Source organism: Tenacibaculum skagerrakense, from assembly GCF_004345825.1.
GTDB lineage: Bacteria > Bacteroidota > Bacteroidia > Flavobacteriales > Flavobacteriaceae > Polaribacter > Polaribacter skagerrakensis.
In genome coordinates this window covers 64079-81923 of sequence record NZ_SLXM01000011.1, presented here as the reverse complement: position 1 = coordinate 81923, position 17845 = coordinate 64079, and the positions used below count along the sequence as shown (strand labels likewise).

20 protein-coding genes are annotated in these 17845 nt (G+C 31.2%); 6 read left to right on the top strand and 14 right to left on the bottom strand.

The window, feature by feature from the left end; all coding sequences use genetic code 11:
* Positions 1–31 precede the first annotated feature (31 nt).
* From acs to EV195_RS15295, 11 genes are all read right to left on the bottom strand, one after another.
* Positions 32–1939, bottom strand: coding sequence for an acetate--CoA ligase (gene acs / locus EV195_RS15345; RefSeq protein WP_132795852.1), 1908 nt, complete (start codon positions 1937–1939; stop codon positions 32–34).
* Positions 1940–1944: 5 nt separating this feature from the next.
* On the bottom strand, positions 1945–2172 hold the full coding sequence (locus EV195_RS15340) for a hypothetical protein (protein WP_132795851.1): 228 nt from the start codon (positions 2170–2172) through the stop codon (positions 1945–1947).
* Between the two features lie 50 nt (positions 2173–2222).
* A complete protein-coding gene (locus tag EV195_RS15335; RefSeq protein WP_132795850.1) occupies positions 2223–2588 on the bottom strand; it encodes a response regulator in 366 nt (121 codons plus the stop codon).
* 13 nt (positions 2589–2601) lie between these two features.
* Entirely contained in the window at positions 2602–5289 is a 2688-nt protein-coding gene (locus tag EV195_RS15330) for a sensor histidine kinase (RefSeq protein WP_132795849.1), read from the bottom strand.
* A complete protein-coding gene (locus tag EV195_RS15325) occupies positions 5282–5476 on the bottom strand; it encodes a hypothetical protein (RefSeq protein WP_132795848.1) in 195 nt (64 codons plus the stop codon). The genes EV195_RS15330 and EV195_RS15325 overlap by 8 nt, the downstream gene beginning before the upstream one ends.
* Positions 5477–5569: 93 nt before the next feature.
* A complete protein-coding gene (locus EV195_RS15320) occupies positions 5570–7282 on the bottom strand; it encodes a sodium:solute symporter family protein (RefSeq protein WP_132795847.1) in 1713 nt (570 codons plus the stop codon).
* Between the two features lie 31 nt (positions 7283–7313).
* A complete protein-coding gene (locus tag EV195_RS15315) occupies positions 7314–7571 on the bottom strand; it encodes a DUF4212 domain-containing protein (RefSeq protein ID WP_132795846.1) in 258 nt (85 codons plus the stop codon).
* An 11-nt stretch (positions 7572–7582) separates the two neighbouring features.
* Complete coding sequence (locus EV195_RS15310) at positions 7583–8797, bottom strand: hypothetical protein (protein WP_132795845.1); 1215 nt, start codon at positions 8795–8797, stop codon at positions 7583–7585.
* Between the two features lie 110 nt (positions 8798–8907).
* A complete protein-coding gene (locus EV195_RS15305) occupies positions 8908–9324 on the bottom strand; it encodes an IS1/IS1595 family N-terminal zinc-binding domain-containing protein (RefSeq protein ID WP_132795844.1) in 417 nt (138 codons plus the stop codon).
* Positions 9325–9434: 110 nt separating this feature from the next.
* Positions 9435–9914, bottom strand: a complete 480-nt coding sequence (locus tag EV195_RS15300; RefSeq protein WP_132795843.1) for a hypothetical protein — start codon at positions 9912–9914, stop codon at positions 9435–9437.
* A gap of 4 nt (positions 9915–9918) precedes the next feature.
* A complete protein-coding gene (locus tag EV195_RS15295; RefSeq protein ID WP_132795842.1) occupies positions 9919–10314 on the bottom strand; it encodes a glyoxalase in 396 nt (131 codons plus the stop codon).
* 89 nt (positions 10315–10403) lie between these two features.
* Between EV195_RS15295 and EV195_RS15290 the strand changes: the two genes are divergently transcribed.
* On the top strand, positions 10404–10961 hold the full coding sequence (locus tag EV195_RS15290; RefSeq protein ID WP_132795841.1) for a fasciclin domain-containing protein: 558 nt from the start codon (positions 10404–10406) through the stop codon (positions 10959–10961).
* A 51-nt stretch (positions 10962–11012) separates the two neighbouring features.
* Here EV195_RS15290 and EV195_RS15285 read toward each other — a convergent pair whose 3' ends face one another.
* Genes EV195_RS15285 through EV195_RS15275 form a run of 3 tightly spaced genes read right to left on the bottom strand, consistent with a single transcriptional unit; the run spans position 11013 to position 13524 of the window.
* Entirely contained in the window at positions 11013–11960 is a 948-nt protein-coding gene (locus EV195_RS15285; RefSeq protein ID WP_132795840.1) for a phosphoribosylaminoimidazolesuccinocarboxamide synthase, read from the bottom strand.
* A gap of 38 nt (positions 11961–11998) precedes the next feature.
* On the bottom strand, positions 11999–12565 hold the full coding sequence (locus tag EV195_RS15280; RefSeq protein ID WP_132795839.1) for a hypothetical protein: 567 nt from the start codon (positions 12563–12565) through the stop codon (positions 11999–12001).
* 5 nt (positions 12566–12570) lie between these two features.
* On the bottom strand, positions 12571–13524 hold the full coding sequence (locus tag EV195_RS15275; protein WP_132795838.1) for a PhoH family protein: 954 nt from the start codon (positions 13522–13524) through the stop codon (positions 12571–12573).
* A gap of 119 nt (positions 13525–13643) precedes the next feature.
* On the opposite strand from EV195_RS15275, the gene EV195_RS15270 reads away from it, so the two are divergent.
* The 5 genes from EV195_RS15270 to gldG are packed head-to-tail and all read left to right on the top strand — an operon-like array spanning position 13644 to position 17810.
* Positions 13644–14501, top strand: a complete 858-nt coding sequence (locus EV195_RS15270) for an SAM hydrolase/SAM-dependent halogenase family protein (RefSeq protein ID WP_132795837.1) — start codon at positions 13644–13646, stop codon at positions 14499–14501.
* Between the two features lie 11 nt (positions 14502–14512).
* Positions 14513–14809 (top strand): putative quinol monooxygenase, encoded by a 297-nt coding sequence (locus EV195_RS15265; protein WP_132795836.1) that lies wholly within the window; start codon positions 14513–14515, stop codon positions 14807–14809.
* An 18-nt stretch (positions 14810–14827) separates the two neighbouring features.
* Complete coding sequence (locus EV195_RS15260; protein ID WP_132795835.1) at positions 14828–15454, top strand: outer membrane beta-barrel protein; 627 nt, start codon at positions 14828–14830, stop codon at positions 15452–15454.
* A 3-nt stretch (positions 15455–15457) separates the two neighbouring features.
* Positions 15458–16177, top strand: coding sequence for a gliding motility-associated ABC transporter permease subunit GldF (gene gldF / locus EV195_RS15255; protein WP_132795834.1), 720 nt, complete (start codon positions 15458–15460; stop codon positions 16175–16177).
* Positions 16170–17810, top strand: coding sequence for a gliding motility-associated ABC transporter substrate-binding protein GldG (gldG, locus tag EV195_RS15250; protein ID WP_132795833.1), 1641 nt, complete (start codon positions 16170–16172; stop codon positions 17808–17810). Before gldF ends, gldG begins: the two co-directional genes overlap by 8 nt.
* The last annotated feature ends 35 nt before the right edge of the window (positions 17811–17845 follow it).

The following is a 17845-nucleotide window of genomic DNA, read 5'->3' as shown; positions in this document are numbered from 1 at the left end:
AAGCTGCGTATTTTATTTATACCTGTAAAAATTAGAATGCATTATCTATAATACTTTGTACTACTTCAGGATTTAACAGCGTACTTGTATCTCCTAAATTACTAATATCCTTCGAGGCTATTTTTCTAAGAATTCTTCTCATGATTTTTCCAGAGCGTGTTTTAGGTAATCCTTCAGTAAATTGAATTTTATCTAATTTGGCTATTGGACCAATTTGTTCGGTAATTAATTGATTAATCTCGTTACGCAAGTTATCTTGATTTCTTCCCTCACCAGTTTCTTTTAACGTTACATACCCGTATAATGCATTTCCTTTGATATCATGTGGAAAACCAACAATAGCTGATTCTGCTACAGCAGGGTGTTCATTAATTGCATCTTCTATAGGAGCTGTTCCTAAGTTATGACCAGACACAATAATTACATCATCTACTCTACCTGTAATTCTGTAGTAACCAACCTCATCTCTCAATGCACCATCACCTGTAAAATACTTGTTTTCATAGGCAGAAAAATAAGTATCCTTGTAGCGTTGATGATTTCCCCATATAGTTCGTGCCATACTTGGCCAAGGAAACTTAATACACAAACGGCCATCTACCTGATTTCCTTTAATTTCGTTTCCACTTTCATCCATCAGTGCAGGCTGAATACCTATAAAAGGAAGTGTAGCATATGTTGGTTTTGTCGGAGTAGCAAATGCTATGGGCGTAATCATAATTCCACCCGTTTCTGTTTGCCACCAGGTATCTACAATCGGAGCTTTTTTCTTACCTACATTATCATCATACCAGTGCCATGCTTCTTCATTAATTGGTTCTCCAACAGTTCCTAATACTTTTAAAGATGATAAATCGTGTTTTTCAAGATGACCTACTCCTTCTTTCGCCAATGCTCGTATTGCAGTTGGTGCAGTATAAAACTGATTTATTTTATGTTTTTCTACAATCTCCCAAAAACGCCCAAAATCAGGATAACTAGGAACACCTTCAAACATTACGGTAGTTGCTCCGTTGCATAAAGGTCCGTAAACAATGTAGCTGTGTCCAGTAATCCAACCAATATCTGCAGTACACCAGTATATATCTTGCTCTCTATATTGAAAAACATTTTTAAACGTATATGCTGTATACACCATATAGCCTGCTGTTGAGTGAACCATTCCTTTTGGTTTTCCGGTAGATCCAGAGGTATACAAGATAAACAATGGATCTTCGGCATTCATTATTTCTGGTTTACAACTTTCAGAAGCATTATCTAACAACGGCTGTAGCCAATGATCTCTCCCCTCTTTCATATCAATATCAGAATTAATACGTTTAGCGACCAACACACTTTCTACACAATCACACTCTTTTAACGCCTCGTCTACAATTCCTTTTAAATCGATAGTTTTTGCTCCACGATACGAACCGTCACTCGTCAAAACCATTTTACATTCCGAATCATTAATTCTGGTTGCTAATGCTGTTGATGAAAAACCAGCAAATACCACTGAATGTATTGCTCCAATACGAGCACAAGCAAGAACAGCTATTGCCAATTCAGGAATCATTGGAAGATAAATACAAACTCGATCTCCTTTTTTAATTCCTTTATCTTTTAAAACATTAGCGAACTTACAAACTCTTTCATGTAATTGTGTGTACGTAATATGTTCAGCTTTTTCATTCGGGTCATTGGGTTCAAAAATAATTGCAGTTTTATCCCCTCTTGTATATAAATGACGATCGATACAATTCTCGGTTATGTTCAGTTGTGCTCCTTCAAACCATTTTACTTCGGGTTTGGTAAAATCCCAACTTAACACATTATCCCATTTTTTTCGCCATAAAAAATGTTCTTCGGCAATTTCTTCCCAAAAAACTTCAGGATTTCTTACGGATTTCCTATAAACTTGATAGTATTCTTCTAAATGTTTTATATGATAATTACTCATTTTAATTATTCTTTAAGGTTTGATTGAGTTTTAAAAAGTCCGAACCAATTTGGAACTAAGACTTTTAATTTGATAAGTGACCAAATAATTACCACAAATGATAAACCAATCACTATAGAATTTAATGGACTAATTTGGACTTTACTCTCGAGGTAAAATCGAAGATATAAAGAGCCAACAACATAAAACAATATGATCATGTCTGATGCTCGTGGTGATATTTGAAATTTCATGTTTATATGCTATTAATTAAAACTAGATACTTTGCACACTTCACCAAGTTTTAATTTAATAGTTCATTAATTTCAGTAACTATTTTTTTTATTGAAAACGGCTTTAATAAATATTTATCTGCCCCAAGTTTTAAGCCTTTATCAATATCTGAAGCTTTATTTTTTGCTGTAAGAAACACTACTTTAATGTTTCTTAATTCATTATTACTTTTAATAAATTCAAGTGTTTGATAACCATCTACATTCGGCATCATAATATCCAATAGAACAACATCAGGTTTTACACTCTTAACTATTTCTATTGCCTCTCCTCCATCTCTTGCAATGTATACATCAAAATTATTTTTTTTGAACGTATATTCTAAAGTCATTACAATATTTGGCTCATCATCAACAATTAATATTTTTCTATTCATATGAAGGTACAATTTACTTAAAAGGTAACTTAAAACCAAAGGTTGCGCCGATTTTATTTCCTTTTTCTGCCCAAATTATACCATTGTGTTTTTCTATTATTTGCTTGCTGATAGCCAATCCTAAACCACTTCCTAAAGGCTTAATTATATTTTGATTTTCGGATTGATAAAACTTATCGAAAATATAATCAAAATCCTCTTCTGCAATTCCTTTTCCATTATCTCTCACATATACCTCTATAAAATTGTCTTTTACACCATAAGCTATATGTACACGACCTTTAGTAGGTCCACAAAATTTAATTGCGTTTGAAATTAAATTGGTTAAAACCTGTACAATTCTATCTTCATCATATTTTAACCTATAGTTCTTTTCCTTTTCAATATCAATTGTAATTCCTTTTTTTGAAGCTATATGTTTAGTACTATTAACTGCTTTTAAAATTGTATCTAATATATTTTGCTCAACAAAATCCAACTTATCCCTTCCCGTTGATAGCTTTTCAAAATCCAAAATATTATTAATCAATCTTGATAAACGATCAGAATCATGTAAAATATTTTGCAAGAATTGAGACTTTATTTCAGAAGGCATTTCTTCATCTTCTAAAATCAACTCAGTAGCAGCCCTAATTCCAGTTAAAGGTGTTTTTAACTCGTGCGCTACAGTATCTAAAAACTCATCTTTTTGCTTATCCTTTTGAATAAGTTCATTATTAGCTTCTTGTAATTGCCCAGTAAGTTCAGTTAATTCGTTTGACTTTTCCGTTAATACCCTATTAACAGCCTTAGCTTCTTTAGACTCTTCTAAAATTTTAAGTACCTCTACCAAACTTATTTCTTCCTCTTTAACTACGCTAGATATTAGAATCTTTGCGGATGCAGAACCAATACTTCCTGTCAATAATTTTTCAGAGAAATTTACCAATCTTGCATCTGCCATATGAGCACTTTTTGATAGTTTATACTTTTCAAAAAATAAATTCAATGCTCTTTCGGTTCTTTCTTCACCTAAAAATTTAATCAATACATTTTTAATATCTGCTACATAAGCCTTACCTTTCCATACCAAAGCGTTGTCTTGTAACGAGGAAAAATTACTAGAATCTACAAACATCTCAGCATAATTACGCTCTCTGTAATGTCCTTTAGAGGTAAGAGATATTATAAGATATGTAAGTAAGTTTAGCATAATACTCCAAAAAAACGCATGTGCTGGCGGTGTTAAAAAGTCAATTCCAAATAATGCATGAGGCTTTAAAATTTCTAAACTAAACATACCATTCTCAGTAAACTCGCGAGAACCTGTTAATCCTTCTATAGTAAATGGTAAGATTAACGTGTATACCGTAATCATAAATCCAATTAAAATTCCAATTATGGCCGCTTTAGATGAACCTCTATTCCAATATAAACCAATAAAAAATGATGGAGCTAACTGAGAAATCACTACAAAAGCTATCAATCCTATAGAATATAAAGACAACTGAATTGAAAAATAATAATAGAATAAGTAAGCCGCAATAATCAATATAAAAATTGAAACTCTACGAATTGTTTTAATATAAGTGGCATTTTCAGCTGATTGTCCTTTTATAAATGTATCTAAATATCCATAAGGAATAATTAAATTATTACTTACCATAGTAGAAAGTGCAAGTGTAGATACTACTACCATTGAAATAACTGCTGAAAATCCACCCAAAAAAACCAAAAGAGCTAGTAAAGTATTATCATTTTGTAATGGCAAAAACAATGTATAATACTCTGGATTAAAACTTTCATCTAACTGAAGTTTTCCTGCCCATGCAATAAAAATCACAAAGACATTGAACAATAACAAGTACAAAGGAAATAACCAAACAGCTTTTTTCAAATGCTTTGTTCTCGTGTTTTCTAGTACTGTAACTTGAAACTGTCTAGGTAATAAAAAAATAGCAAAAAAAGATAATGCTATGGTAAACGACCAATTAAACCCACTTTCTAAACTATCTATAGTTACCAATTTTTCAAAGCCATCGGTAACTGAAATTTGATTGTAAATATCTTCAGTTCCATCAAACAAGAAAAAAGTTACATAGACTCCAACTATTAGAAAAAAAACTAATTTAATTACAGATTCTAATGCTACCGTTGCTACAATTCCTTTACGTTTTATAGTAGCATCTGTGGTTTGAGTTCCGTAGAAAGCTGAAAAAATTGCTAAAATAACAGCAATGTAAAATGTAGAATCAGACAATATTCCAAGAGAGGTATTATGCTCTCTACCTGTCATTATGATAAATGTTTCAGAAACAGCTTTTAATTGTAATGAGATATAAGGAACAATACCCAACACACAAACAATAGTTACCAAAGCACCTAAAAATCTGCTATTTCCATAACGAAGAGAAATAAAATCTGCTATGGAAGATATTTTATGTTGCTTTGAAATTCTGATAATTTTACGCATGACAACTATCCAAAGTGGAATGGCTATTAACGGACCTAGATAAATAGGTAAAAAGTAAATTCCGGATGTTGCTGCAATTCCAACACTTCCATAATATGTCCATGCGGAACAATACACTCCTAGCGATAAAGCATACACATAAGAGTTATTTACCCATTTACTTTTGATGTTTCTTTCTGCTATGAATGCGATAAAAAACAGTCCAAACAAGTAAATTATTATTATCAGGAAAAGTGTGTAGTTATTCATAATACTTAACTAAAACGTAATATGAAATTAGCACCGATAAAATCCACAAAATAAAAATTGAAAAATACAAAACAGGAAATCCAAATATCTCTCCTTTATGATTAAAAATGAGAATCATAGGAATATTAATTAGTACTATTAATGCTATAGATAATACTACCAACTTTTGTTCGTGACGTTTTTTCATTTTTCTATTGTAGTTGAAAAGCAGTGTTCTAAAATTAATTATAACACTGCTTCAATTTAGCTATTTAAAAATTAAATATGCAAGACATCTTACTTAGTGATGAACAGCTTCGCCAACACCGCTTGGTATTCTAATATTTTCTACTATTTCCTGAACATCTTGAGGCGGCTCTTGTGTAAATGAATTTACAACTAAAGCTACTGCAAAATTCACAATCATGGCAATAGTTCCAAATCCTTCAGGAGAAATCCCAAACCACCAGCTAGACTTTAATCCTGCTACAGCTTCTTTTCCTCCATCAAAAACTCCAAATTTGAATTTTAAAATATAAAAAATCATTAAAACAATTCCTACTACCATACCTGCTATAGCCCCTTCTTTATTCATTTTCTTATAAAAAATCCCAAGAACAATTGCTGGAAAGAATGATGCCGCTGCTAAACCAAAAGCCAATGCGACGACCGCGGCGACAAAATCTGGTGGATTGATACCAAAATAACCCGCTACCACTACTGCTGCCACTGCTGATAATCGAGCAGCAAGCAACTCTTGCTTTTCTGTTATATCTGGTTTGAAGACATTCTTTATTAAATCATGCGACACTGCTGCCGAAATCACCAATAATAAACCTGCCGCAGTAGATAACGCAGCTGCTAATCCTCCCGCAGCAACTAATGCAATTACCCAATTTGGTAAGTTAGCAATTTCAGGATTTGCTAACACCATAATATCTCTATCTACTGTTAGTTCATTCTTACTTTTATCTGCTACATACTGAATAACACCATCTTGATTTTTATCTTCATATTTTAGCAAACCTGTTTCTTCCCAATTTGTAAACCATGCTGGCATGTCTGCATATTTTTTCTCACTTACCGTGTTGATTAAGTTAGTTCTAGCAAACACCGCAACTGCAGGAGCTGTGGTATATAAAATAGCAATGAATAACAATGCTAATCCGGCAGATTTACGAGCGTCTTTCACTTTTTTAACTGTGAAAAATCTTACGATAACGTGTGGTAAACCAGCAGTACCAACCATTAAAGCTAATGTAATGGCAAATACATCAATTAATGATTTTGATCCATCGGTATACTCAGCAAAACCTAATTCTGTTGATAATCCATTCAATTTATCTAACAAATAAGTTCCTGATCCATCATTTAATGTTGATCCCATTCCTAATTGTGGAATCGGGTTTCCAGTCATTTGAATTGAAATAAATATTGCCGGAACCATGAATGCAAAAATCAAAACACAATATTGCGCTACCTGTGTGTATGTAATTCCTTTCATCCCTCCTAAAACAGCATAAAACAAAACGATAATCATTCCGATGATTACACCTGTATTAATATCTACTTGTAAAAAGCGAGAAAACACTACACCAACACCACGCATCTGTCCCGCTACATAGGTAAAGGAAACAATTAAGGCACATAATACTGCTACAATTCTAGCTGTTTTAGAATAATAACGTTCTCCGATAAAATCTGGAACTGTAAACTTTCCAAACTTCCTTAAATAAGGAGCTAGTAATAATGCTAGCAGCACATAACCACCTGTCCATCCCATTAAATAAACCGAACCATCATATCCCATGAAAGAGATTAATCCTGCCATTGATATGAATGAAGCTGCCGACATCCAATCTGCTGCTGTTGCCATTCCGTTTGCTAAAGGAGAAACACCTCCACCAGCAACATAAAATTCTTTAGTAGAACCAGCTCTAGACCAAATTGCTATTCCAATATATAAGGCAAAAGTGATTCCAACGATAATATAAGTCCAAATTTGAACACTCATAATAGTAAATTTTTAAAATTAGTTTAAGCCACTACTCGTCGTAGCCATATTTTTTATCTAGTTTATTCATCAATCGAACGTATACGAAAATCAGAACAACAAATACATAAATAGATCCTTGTTGCGCAAACCAGAAACCTAATTTGAAACCTCCTATTTTGATTGCATTTAAAGCATCTTTAAATATTATTCCTGCGCCATATGAAACTACAAACCAAATAGCTAGTAGAATTACTAAATATCGTAGGTTTTCTTTCCAATATGCCATTGCTTTATCTCTATCTGTCATAATTGTATTTTTTATAAGTAAATCATTGCTTGAAGTGTTAAAGAACTCGTAGAAGTTCCAAAATCTTGGTTTTGATACTCAAGTGTTAACTTCGAATTATGTCCACTCAGGTAGGCATTAATTCCTAAACCGAAAATATTTCGATTATCATTAACGGCATCATAACTATTAGAAGCAAAAGAAACATAAGGTTGATATCTTGTTTTAGCAGTATCACCTGCAAACACATAACCTACATGACCATACATCATATTTCCAGTTCCATAAGCACTATTTAAATAGTTAGTACCATAGTTATTATTCTGATAAACAGCATAGGCAGTGATAGCACTTCCATCTGTTCCAATTGGAGAATCATAAAATGCATCAACTGCAAAAATGCTTACATCTTCACCTACTAAATTTCCATTATCATTAAATACGGAACCGCTTGGATGAAAAAAGAAACCAGCTCCAACATTAAATACTTTCTTTCCTCCTAAATAAGAGCCTACTTTGTATGGCAAAAAGTTAGATTCTTCATCTAAAAGTTGATAATCGAAGTACCCAGAATACGTTTTACCAGCATCCGCAGAACCTAAAATTCTTTTACCGCCATATACAGCAGACGTTTCAGCATTAGGATCACGTGCATCTAAACTATTTGTTAAAGCATCGTTTATAGAAACTCGATACTGTAATTTACCGAATTTACCTTTTGCAAATATTCCTAGATGACGTGCAAACTGATCTGACAAACCTATAGTAGCCCATGATTGACGGTTATTATCGAGTGTCATCATGTTTAAAGTACTCTGATTGTTCAATCTTGAAATACCATTAAAATAATGTAATCCTGCTCCAACTACATGATCTTTACCAACACTATATTGCGCCCAAACATCATGAAAGAACAGTTGAGAGCCTTCACCTTTTCCAGTAGGACTCATGGTATCACCTGTTAAACTATTTAAACCGAAATGTGTAAGGATTAAAAATTTAGGATTAATTTGAGCAAACATTAATATTCTTGCTCTTCTTAAATTAAAACTAACATCTGCACTATTGGCAGACGCATCAAAATTATATACTCCCTGAACTTGCGCCCATGAAATTATACGTAGATATTTTTTCCCATCTTCATCAAGTTTTACTTTTAAACCTCCTTTGTAATCAGGAGAGCCTTGAGAAAAGGAAAACTGCAAGGATAATAACAACCCAAACAGTAAGACTAAAGATTTTTTCATAAGTTTTAAGAATTAGTTATACGTTAAACTTGGTTTTGTGTGCATCGCTAATCTCTTAAAATTCAAGTATTTTATAAAAAACAGTATACTTAATTGTTAAATAACTATAGTTAATCTTTAAAACGTTCCCATTTAATCATCATAAACTTATCTCCTAACTCAGTTATCAGCACACCTGATTTGTATAAATTCTCAGTATTTTGAAAGTATTTTGATAGCTCTGAAGCGCTTAAAATTTTATAGGTAGGATGATAATTTCCTGAATAAGGTCGTTTGATATTATATTTTTTTACCCAGTTTAAAACTGACACATGGGATACTCCTAAAATTCGTTCAATTTCTCTATAAGTCAAACCTTCTAAATATAACTGAAGAGCTTTATTTACATAGTAATCATCTATTTTTTTTCCCAACTTATTTACTGTGAAATAATAGCTGCATTTTTTACACTTATAGCGTTGTCTGTTTTTAATAATTCCGCTTTTAATTACCTCTTCTGAATTACAATTAGGGCAAGACTCAATCATTAGATATACTATTTTAGCATAAATATATTAATTTAGCATAAAATATTACTAACAAAAATGTTACAAAATTAAACAACCATTAATAATAAAAGGTATTTATTGATAAATCATTAAATTAAATCCTGATCTTCAATAAACATATTATAATCATACTGTAAGTCTTCATGAAGATTTTCCATAGCTTTTTTAGCCATTCTCATTTGTGTATCATAGATATTTTGTAGACGTGGACTTTTTAAAATTGAAGGCGTAAACTGCTTTAATTTTAAGCAGAAATATAATAGTAGTTCTACTTCTGTGTTTTTCTTTTTGGAATAGCGAATGTATTTTTTTAGTGTAGAAAGTATTTTGCGCACACTTTTTCTAATATAGAAAAAGCTTTTGGTGTTTATTTCATTGAATAGCTCATCGACTTCTAATTTAATAGATTCTATATAGCGATCTTCATTTGAAGCTTCGAATAACAAATAGGTTAATAACTCTTTATTTTCTTTTTTAAATCGAACTAACTTTAAACACAACTCCAATAATTCATCCGAAGATTGATGTTTTAATTCATCTTTTAAAATTTTAATCGTAGCTGTTTTCATAAAGTTACTTCTTCTTTAATTCCTCAAAGCTATCAAAAAGTCTTTTTTTAATCATGTTAAAAATTCTTTTATTGTACTCAGAGGATTTTATGATGTACTCTTTATACTCGTCTGCGGTAAATTGCCCAATAACAATTCCTACTAATTGATTTTTTACCACATTATTTTTTGAAAACTCTTTTTCAAGAATTGAATTAAATCTCTCAACATTTAAAGAAAACAAATTTATTCTGTGTTTTTCAGACCATGTTTTAAAGACTAATAAAAGTATTTCATGCTGTAATTTTAAAATAGGACGTAACGTTTTATTTTGAAATCCTTCTGTTTCACCAACAGCATCTAAGTCTAATTTTGGTCTAATATCTTTTTTACTCAACATAATTTTTATTTGATTTTCCAAAAATACTATTTTGTTTATTTTTTTTAACAAAACATTAAACAATTTGTGTTTTATTAAATCATAACTTCGTAAAAAATAAAACTAATATTATGAAATTCAAAAACTTAACATTCTTATTACTGCTATCTTTTTCATCTATGACTTACACTGTAAAAGCACTATCTACAGACCCCGTTAATGATAAAAAGAAAGAGAAAATAGAAGAAACTATTGTTGGTGTAGCAGCATCAAATGAAAACTTCTCTACACTAGTTGCTGCTGTAAAAGCTGCCAACTTAGTTGATGTATTAAACGGTAACGGACCTTTTACAGTTTTCGCTCCTACCAATGATGCTTTTGGAAAATTACCAGAAGGCACATTATATTCTTTACTTAAACCAGAAAACAAAAAAATATTAACTACAGTTTTGACCTATCATGTTATAGGTGGAAAGTTTGATGCAAAAGCAGTAGTAAAAGCAATTAAAGCTAATAATGGAAAATTTGTAATAAAAACTGTACAAGGAAACTCGTTAACTGCAATGATGAAAGGTGGTGATGTTTTATTAAAAGATGCAAAAGGCAACATCTCTAGAGTAATTATTACTGATGTAGAAGCTAGTAATGGAATCATTCATGCAATAGATACTGTTATAATGCCTGAATAATATTTCCTAATCTATTTCATATAAAAAAAGAGAAGTTAAACTTCTCTTTTTTTATTTAGTTAAGTAGTTAGTAACGTTACGTTCAATTCTACTTAAAATATTAGCTGTATCTGCTTTTACAAATTGTTCTCCTGTAATTTGCTCAAACAATTCTATATAACGATTAGAAATTTCAATAATTTTTTCATCGTTCATTTCTGGAATTTGTTGTCCCTCTTTTCCTTGGAATCCATTCTCGATTAACCATTGACGAACAAACTCTTTAGATAACTGCTTTTGTTTTTCATCTTTAGCTTGACGCTCTGCATAACCATCAGCATAAAAATAACGAGAAGAATCTGGTGTATGAATTTCATCAATTAAAACAATCTTTCCGTCTTTAGTTTTACCAAACTCATATTTAGTATCAACTAAAATCAAACCACGTTTAGCGGCTATTTCAGTTCCTCTTGCAAATAATTTTCTTGTGTAATCTTCCAACACTAGATAATCTTCTTCTGAAACTATTCCTTTAGCTAAAATTTGTTCTCTAGAAATATCTTCATCGTGCTCTCCGTTATCTGCTTTTGTTGATGGCGTAATAATTGGCTCTGGAAATTTATCATTTTCTTTCATTCCTTCAGCCATTGTTACTCCGCATAATACTCTTTTTCCAGCATTGTATTCACGTGCCGCATGACCAGACAAATAACCTCTAATAACCATTTCTACCTTGAAAGGTTCACATAGATATCCTACCGCTACGTTTTCATCTGGATTTGCAACCAACCAGTTCGGAACAATATCAGAAGTTTCGTTCATCATTTTAGTTGCAATTTGATTTAAGATTTGTCCTTTGTACGGAATTTGACGAGGCATAATTACGTCGAAAGCAGATAAACGATCTGAGGCAATCATTACCAATACTTCATCATTTATATTATACACCTCTCTAACCTTCCCTTTGTAAACCGATTTTTGACCTGGAAAGTTAAAACTCGTTTCGTTAATTGTATTCATTTAGTGTTGCGTTGTTGTAAACGGCAAAAGTAAACTTTTTAATCTTCTTTTGGAATTCTTTTTATCTGCTTTATATTATCTAATATTGGTGTAACTGTAACCACATTATCATCTTCTTGCACATAAAAAACATAGCTAGTATTCTGCCCTATTTTTTTTACATTCAAAACATCTCCACCCTTAAATACAAGCGAATGGTCATTCTCAAAAGTTTTTTCTTCTAATCGATTTTTATAACTTATAGCCATTCCAATTCTCATACTAGGAAATAAAATAACAAAAGCTAGTATTAAAGCAAAATATAAAGTCTTCTTGTTTTGAATCTCCTCTAAAGATTTTTCTTTATTAGCTTTCTTGAATATCCAAGGTAAAAACTTTACCATATACAGATAATAGAAAATCATTAAAACGACTATAACTAAAAAAACTCTTAAATCGCTCGTAATTAAACTAAAAGGAGAAATTAGTGCGTCTAATATTGATGTGTACTCTAAATAATGAACTCCTAAAACACCATAAAATATACTCTCACTAATAACACCCACAATTATCAACAACACATAAGCAAGAGACAATATTTCCTGAAAGTTAAGATTTTTAAACATGAATTTTATTCAGTTTCTATGCTTTTGTAAGCTTTAATAATCTTTTTTACTAATCTATGGCGAACAACATCATTATCATCTAAATAAATTTGCCCAATTCCATCAATATTTTTTAATGCTAATAACGCTTCTTTTAATCCTGAAACTTGTTTTCTTGGTAAATCAATTTGTCCTGGATCTCCAGTAATAATAAACTTTGCATGCATTCCCATACGAGTTAGAAACATTTTCATTTGTGCATGTGTTGTATTTTGAGCTTCATCTAAAATTACAAATGCATTGTCTAAGGTTCTTCCACGCATAAATGCTAACGGCGCAATTTGAATGGTTCCATTTTCTAAATAAACTTGTAATTTTTCAAAAGGAATCATATCTCTTAATGCATCATATAACGGTTGCATATACGGATCTAATTTTTCTTTTAAATCTCCTGGAAGGAAACCTAAATTTTCTCCCGACTCAACCGCAGGCCTAGTTAATATAATTCTTCTAACCTCTTTTTCTTTTAATGCTTTAACAGCTAACGCTACAGCAGTGTATGTTTTTCCGGTTCCCGCAGGACCAACAGCAAATAACAAATCATTTTCTCGCATGAGTTGTATCATTTTGCGTTGATTCTCTGTAAGTGGTTTAATTATTTTTCCACTTACACCGTGCACTAAAATTTGTTTATTATCACCAAACTTTCTTTCCTCCTCTTCTTTCCCGTTAGACGTTAAAATTCGCTCAATACTATTTTCATCTAATTTATTATAGCGATTATAATAATTGATTAAACGCTCTAATCGTCTCTCAAATTCATCTAGAATTTCAGGATCACCGTAAATTTTTAGTTTATTACCACGAGCAACAATCTTAATTTTAGGAAAGTTTGTTTTTAAAAGGGAGATTGTACTGTTTTGAGCGCCAAAAAATTCTTTTGGGTTGATTTCTGTAAGTTCAATTACTCTTTCGTTCAAATGCTAAGCTTTTTTAATTTTATTATGTTTAAATGTAGTAATTATTTTATTCATTTATGTAGCTTTGTCTTAAATTTCATTAGAGTTTTTCACAAAATAATTAACAACTAATAGTTTAGATGGCGCTTATTACATTAACAACCGATTTTGGCCTTAAGGATCATTTTGTTGGTGCTGTTAAAGGTGCTATTTATTCGGAGTTACCAGAAGCTACTATTATTGATATTACTCATGAAATTACACCATTTAATATTGCTGAAACTGCATATATTTTAAAAAACGCTTACAAAAGCTTTCCAAAAGGAACTATACATATTGTTGGAGTTGATTCTGAGTTGAGTATTCAAAATAAACACATTGCCATTTATTTAGACGATCACTATTTTATATGTCCAGATAATGGAATTATTTCAATGATTGCTTCTGAAATCAATCCTACCAAAATTGTTGAGATTAACATACACGATCATATTGAAAGTAGTTTTCCTGTATTAGATGTTTTTGTAAAAGTTGCCAGTTTTATTGCTCGTGGAGGAAAGTTAGATGTAATTGGTAAAGCGATTGAAGATTATAAAAAAATGGTTGAAATTCAGCCAAAAATTAATCAAGAGAAGACAATTATTGTTGGCGGTGTTATTTATATTGATAATTATGGTAATGTAATTAGTAATATAAGCAAGAAAATGTTTGAGGAAATTGGTAAAGATCGCCCTTTCAAAATTACAGCAAGGCGTTATACTTTTGACAAAATTTATACTCAATATAACGACATTGTAAATTTTGAATCTACAGATATTCGTCAGTTTGACGGTAAAAAACTAGCTTTATTCAACTCCGCCAATTATTTAGAAATCGCTATTTACAGAAGTAATTTAAAAACTGTTGGAGGTGCATCTACTTTATTAGGCTTAGATTATAGAGACCGTATTACGGTAGAATTTATAAACCCAAGCACTCCAGAGTTTACCACTATTTAATGTTAAGATTTATGTTTGTACGTATTGTAAAAATGAGTTTTCAACCTGAAAAGATTCCTACTTTTTTAGAAAATTTTGATCAAAAAAAAGAAAATATACGAAACTTTCCAGGATGCCGTTTATTAGAATTATATAGAGACAAAACAAATCCGAATATATTTTTCACTTATAGCTATTGGGATAAAGAAGAAGATTTAGAAAATTACAGACACTCTGAACTCTTTAAAAACATTTGGGCAGAAACCAAGGTGTTTTTTAACGATAAACCACAAGCATGGAGTGTAGATAAAGTTGTAAGTTTGGCTTAAATTTTAAAAAATTATAATATGAAAATTAAAACGTTAAAATTGCTATTTGTAATGATGACTGTTGCGTCATCTTTTGCTCAAACTGAAAAAGGAAAATTTTTAATCGGACTAAATACTCCATTATCTTTTTCAAATAGTTCATCTCGAATTATAGATAACTCTGGAAATAGTTTAACTAATGAGTCAACTTCAACATTTACTTTTTCTCCACAGATAGGGTATTCAATTATTGATAATCTTTTTGTAGGAATAGATGCAACGCTTTCATTTAGCAGCAGAGACAATGAAGCTGCTGAATTTAACTCAACCTCATATATTCTTTCTCCCTTTGTTAAATACTACTATCCGTCAAGTAATGATTTTAATTTTTTTGGACAATTTAAATATGGTTTTGGTCAATATACATCCGAACTAAACACTATTGGCTTAATTAACTCACCTGTTCCATCTACCCAAATTTCTGAAAGTAATATGGAAGAACTTGTAGTTGGGTTAGGCATAGGTTATTTTGTTCATGAAATATTAAATATAGAGCTATCAATAAATTATCAAAATACATTTTATGATAGCTATGCTAATTTCAACGGAAATCAATTAGCCATTGATACATTTGGCGCATCCATCGGATTTTCTTTATTTTTATAATTAATGAAATCAATATTTAAAAAAGAATTCAACTCGTTTTTTGCTTCTCCTGTAGCCTATTTAGTTATTGGAGTATTTTTATTAGTAAACGGATTGTTTTTATGGGTTTTAAAAGACAATTTTAATATTTTAAATGCTGGTTTTGCTGATTTAAACTCATTCTTTTATATAGCTCCTTGGCTGTTTTTATTTTTAATTCCTGCAATTACAATGAAGAGTTTTGCAGATGAATTCAATACAGGAACGCTAGAAATTTTAAAAACCAAGCCTTTAACCGATTGGCAAATTGTTTTAGGTAAATATACAGCTTCACTTTTTTTAGTTATCGTAGCACTTTTACCAACACTTACGTATGTGTATTCTATTTATGCATTAGGAAATCCTGTTGGAAACCTAGATATAGGAAGTATTATTGGATCGTATTTTGGAATGCTGTTTTTAGCTTCTGGTTATTGTGCTATTGGTTTATTTACTTCTACGCTTTCTAAAAATCAAATTGTGGCGTTTATCTTAAGCGTATTCATTTCATTTTTTATGTTTTATGGATTTGATGCGATTGCTAATTTATTAGGAAGTTCTGATTTTTATGTGCGTCAGTTTGGATTTAACGAGCATTTTAAAAGTATCAGTCGTGGTGTAATTGATACTAGAGATATTATCTACTTTATAAGTGTGACATTCTTCTTTTTATTTATAACTAAAAAACAATTAGATCATGAGTAAAAATTTGAAAAAGATTCTTTTTGTTTTAGCCGGCTTAGTGTTTATTAATTTTGTTAGTTCGTCTTTCTTTACTCGTTTTGACTTGACCAAGGACAAACGTTACACGCTTTCAGAAGTATCCAAAAACATCGTTAATAAATTAGAGAACACCTTGATTATTAATGTGTATTTGGAAGGTGATTTTCCTTCAGAATTTAAACGCTTACAAATTGAAACTCGTCAGTTTTTAGAAGAACTCCAAGCTGAAAATACCAATATTCGTTTTCGTTTTATCAATCCAGATGATATTAGAGAAGAGCTTGTTAAAAACGGGATGATGCCGAGTCAACTCACTGTTGAAGAAGACGGAAAACTTTCTGAAGCTTTAATCTTTCCTTGGGCAGAACTGTTTTATGGTCAGAAAGCAATTACAGTTCCGTTACTACCAAACACTATGGCAAAATCTCAAGAAGAACAGTTATCGAATGCCATTTCTTCTTTGGAGTATGCTTTTGGAAATGCTATAAATTTAATTACTCAAAACAAAAGAAAAAAGATTGCCGTTTTATCTGGAAATGGTGAATTAGAAGACATACGATTATTTAGCTTTTTAAGTGAGCTAGGAAAAAAATATAGTTTAGGAAAATTCACACTAGATTCCGTTGAGAAGAATCCAGCAAAAACAATAGAGCAATTGAAGCAATACGATTTATCAATTATTGCTAAACCTTCTGAAAAGTTTACACACGAAGAAAAATTAGTATTAGATCAATACATCATGAACGGTGGTAAATCGTTGTGGATGATTGATAATTTAAATGCTGATACGGATAGTTTATACAACGCAGGAAAAATGCTTGCCTATAATCGTGAGTTAGATTTAACCGATTTATTATTCAGTTATGGTGTTCGCATCAATAATAAATTAGTTCAAGATTTATATGCTTCTAAATTAACTTTAGCATCAGGAAGCCTAGGAAATCAGGCTCAATTTGAAAGTTACGATTGGTTTTATCATCCATTAGTTAAAGGAAATCCAAATCACCCAATAACAAAGAATGTCTTACCTGTTCGATTCCAGTTTACTACACAAATAGATACGTTGAAAAAAGACATCAAAAAGACGCCACTTTTAGTGAGTTCGGTTTTATCAAAACTAACAGGAACACCTGCTATTATTGAATTAGAAAGTATTGCAAAAGAACCTATTCAGCAAGAATACACGGCGGGAAGTCAATTATTAGCTGTTTTGTTAGAAGGTAGTTTTAATTCTGCTTATGAAAACAGAACAAAACCATTTGATTATCCAGATTACAAGAAGATTTCTACAGATAATAAAATGGTAGTTATTGCAGATGGAGATATTGCTAGAAATCAGATTTTGAAAGGAAAACCATACGACCTAGGTTTAGATAAATGGACACAACAGCGTTTTGGAAATAAAGATTTCCTATTAAACACGGTTGATTATTTATTAGACGATACTGGTTTAATTACACTAAGAAATAAAACCGTCCAATTAAATAATTTAGACAAGAAAAAAGCTTTTGAAGAGCGTGGTTTTTGGCAGTTTTTCAATATTGTTTTACCACTTACTATTCTTTTAGCTTTTGGCTTTGGGTTTAATTATTGGAGGAAAAGGAAGTATAGCTAACAGTAGGCAGTAGGCAGTAGGCAGTAGGCAGTAGG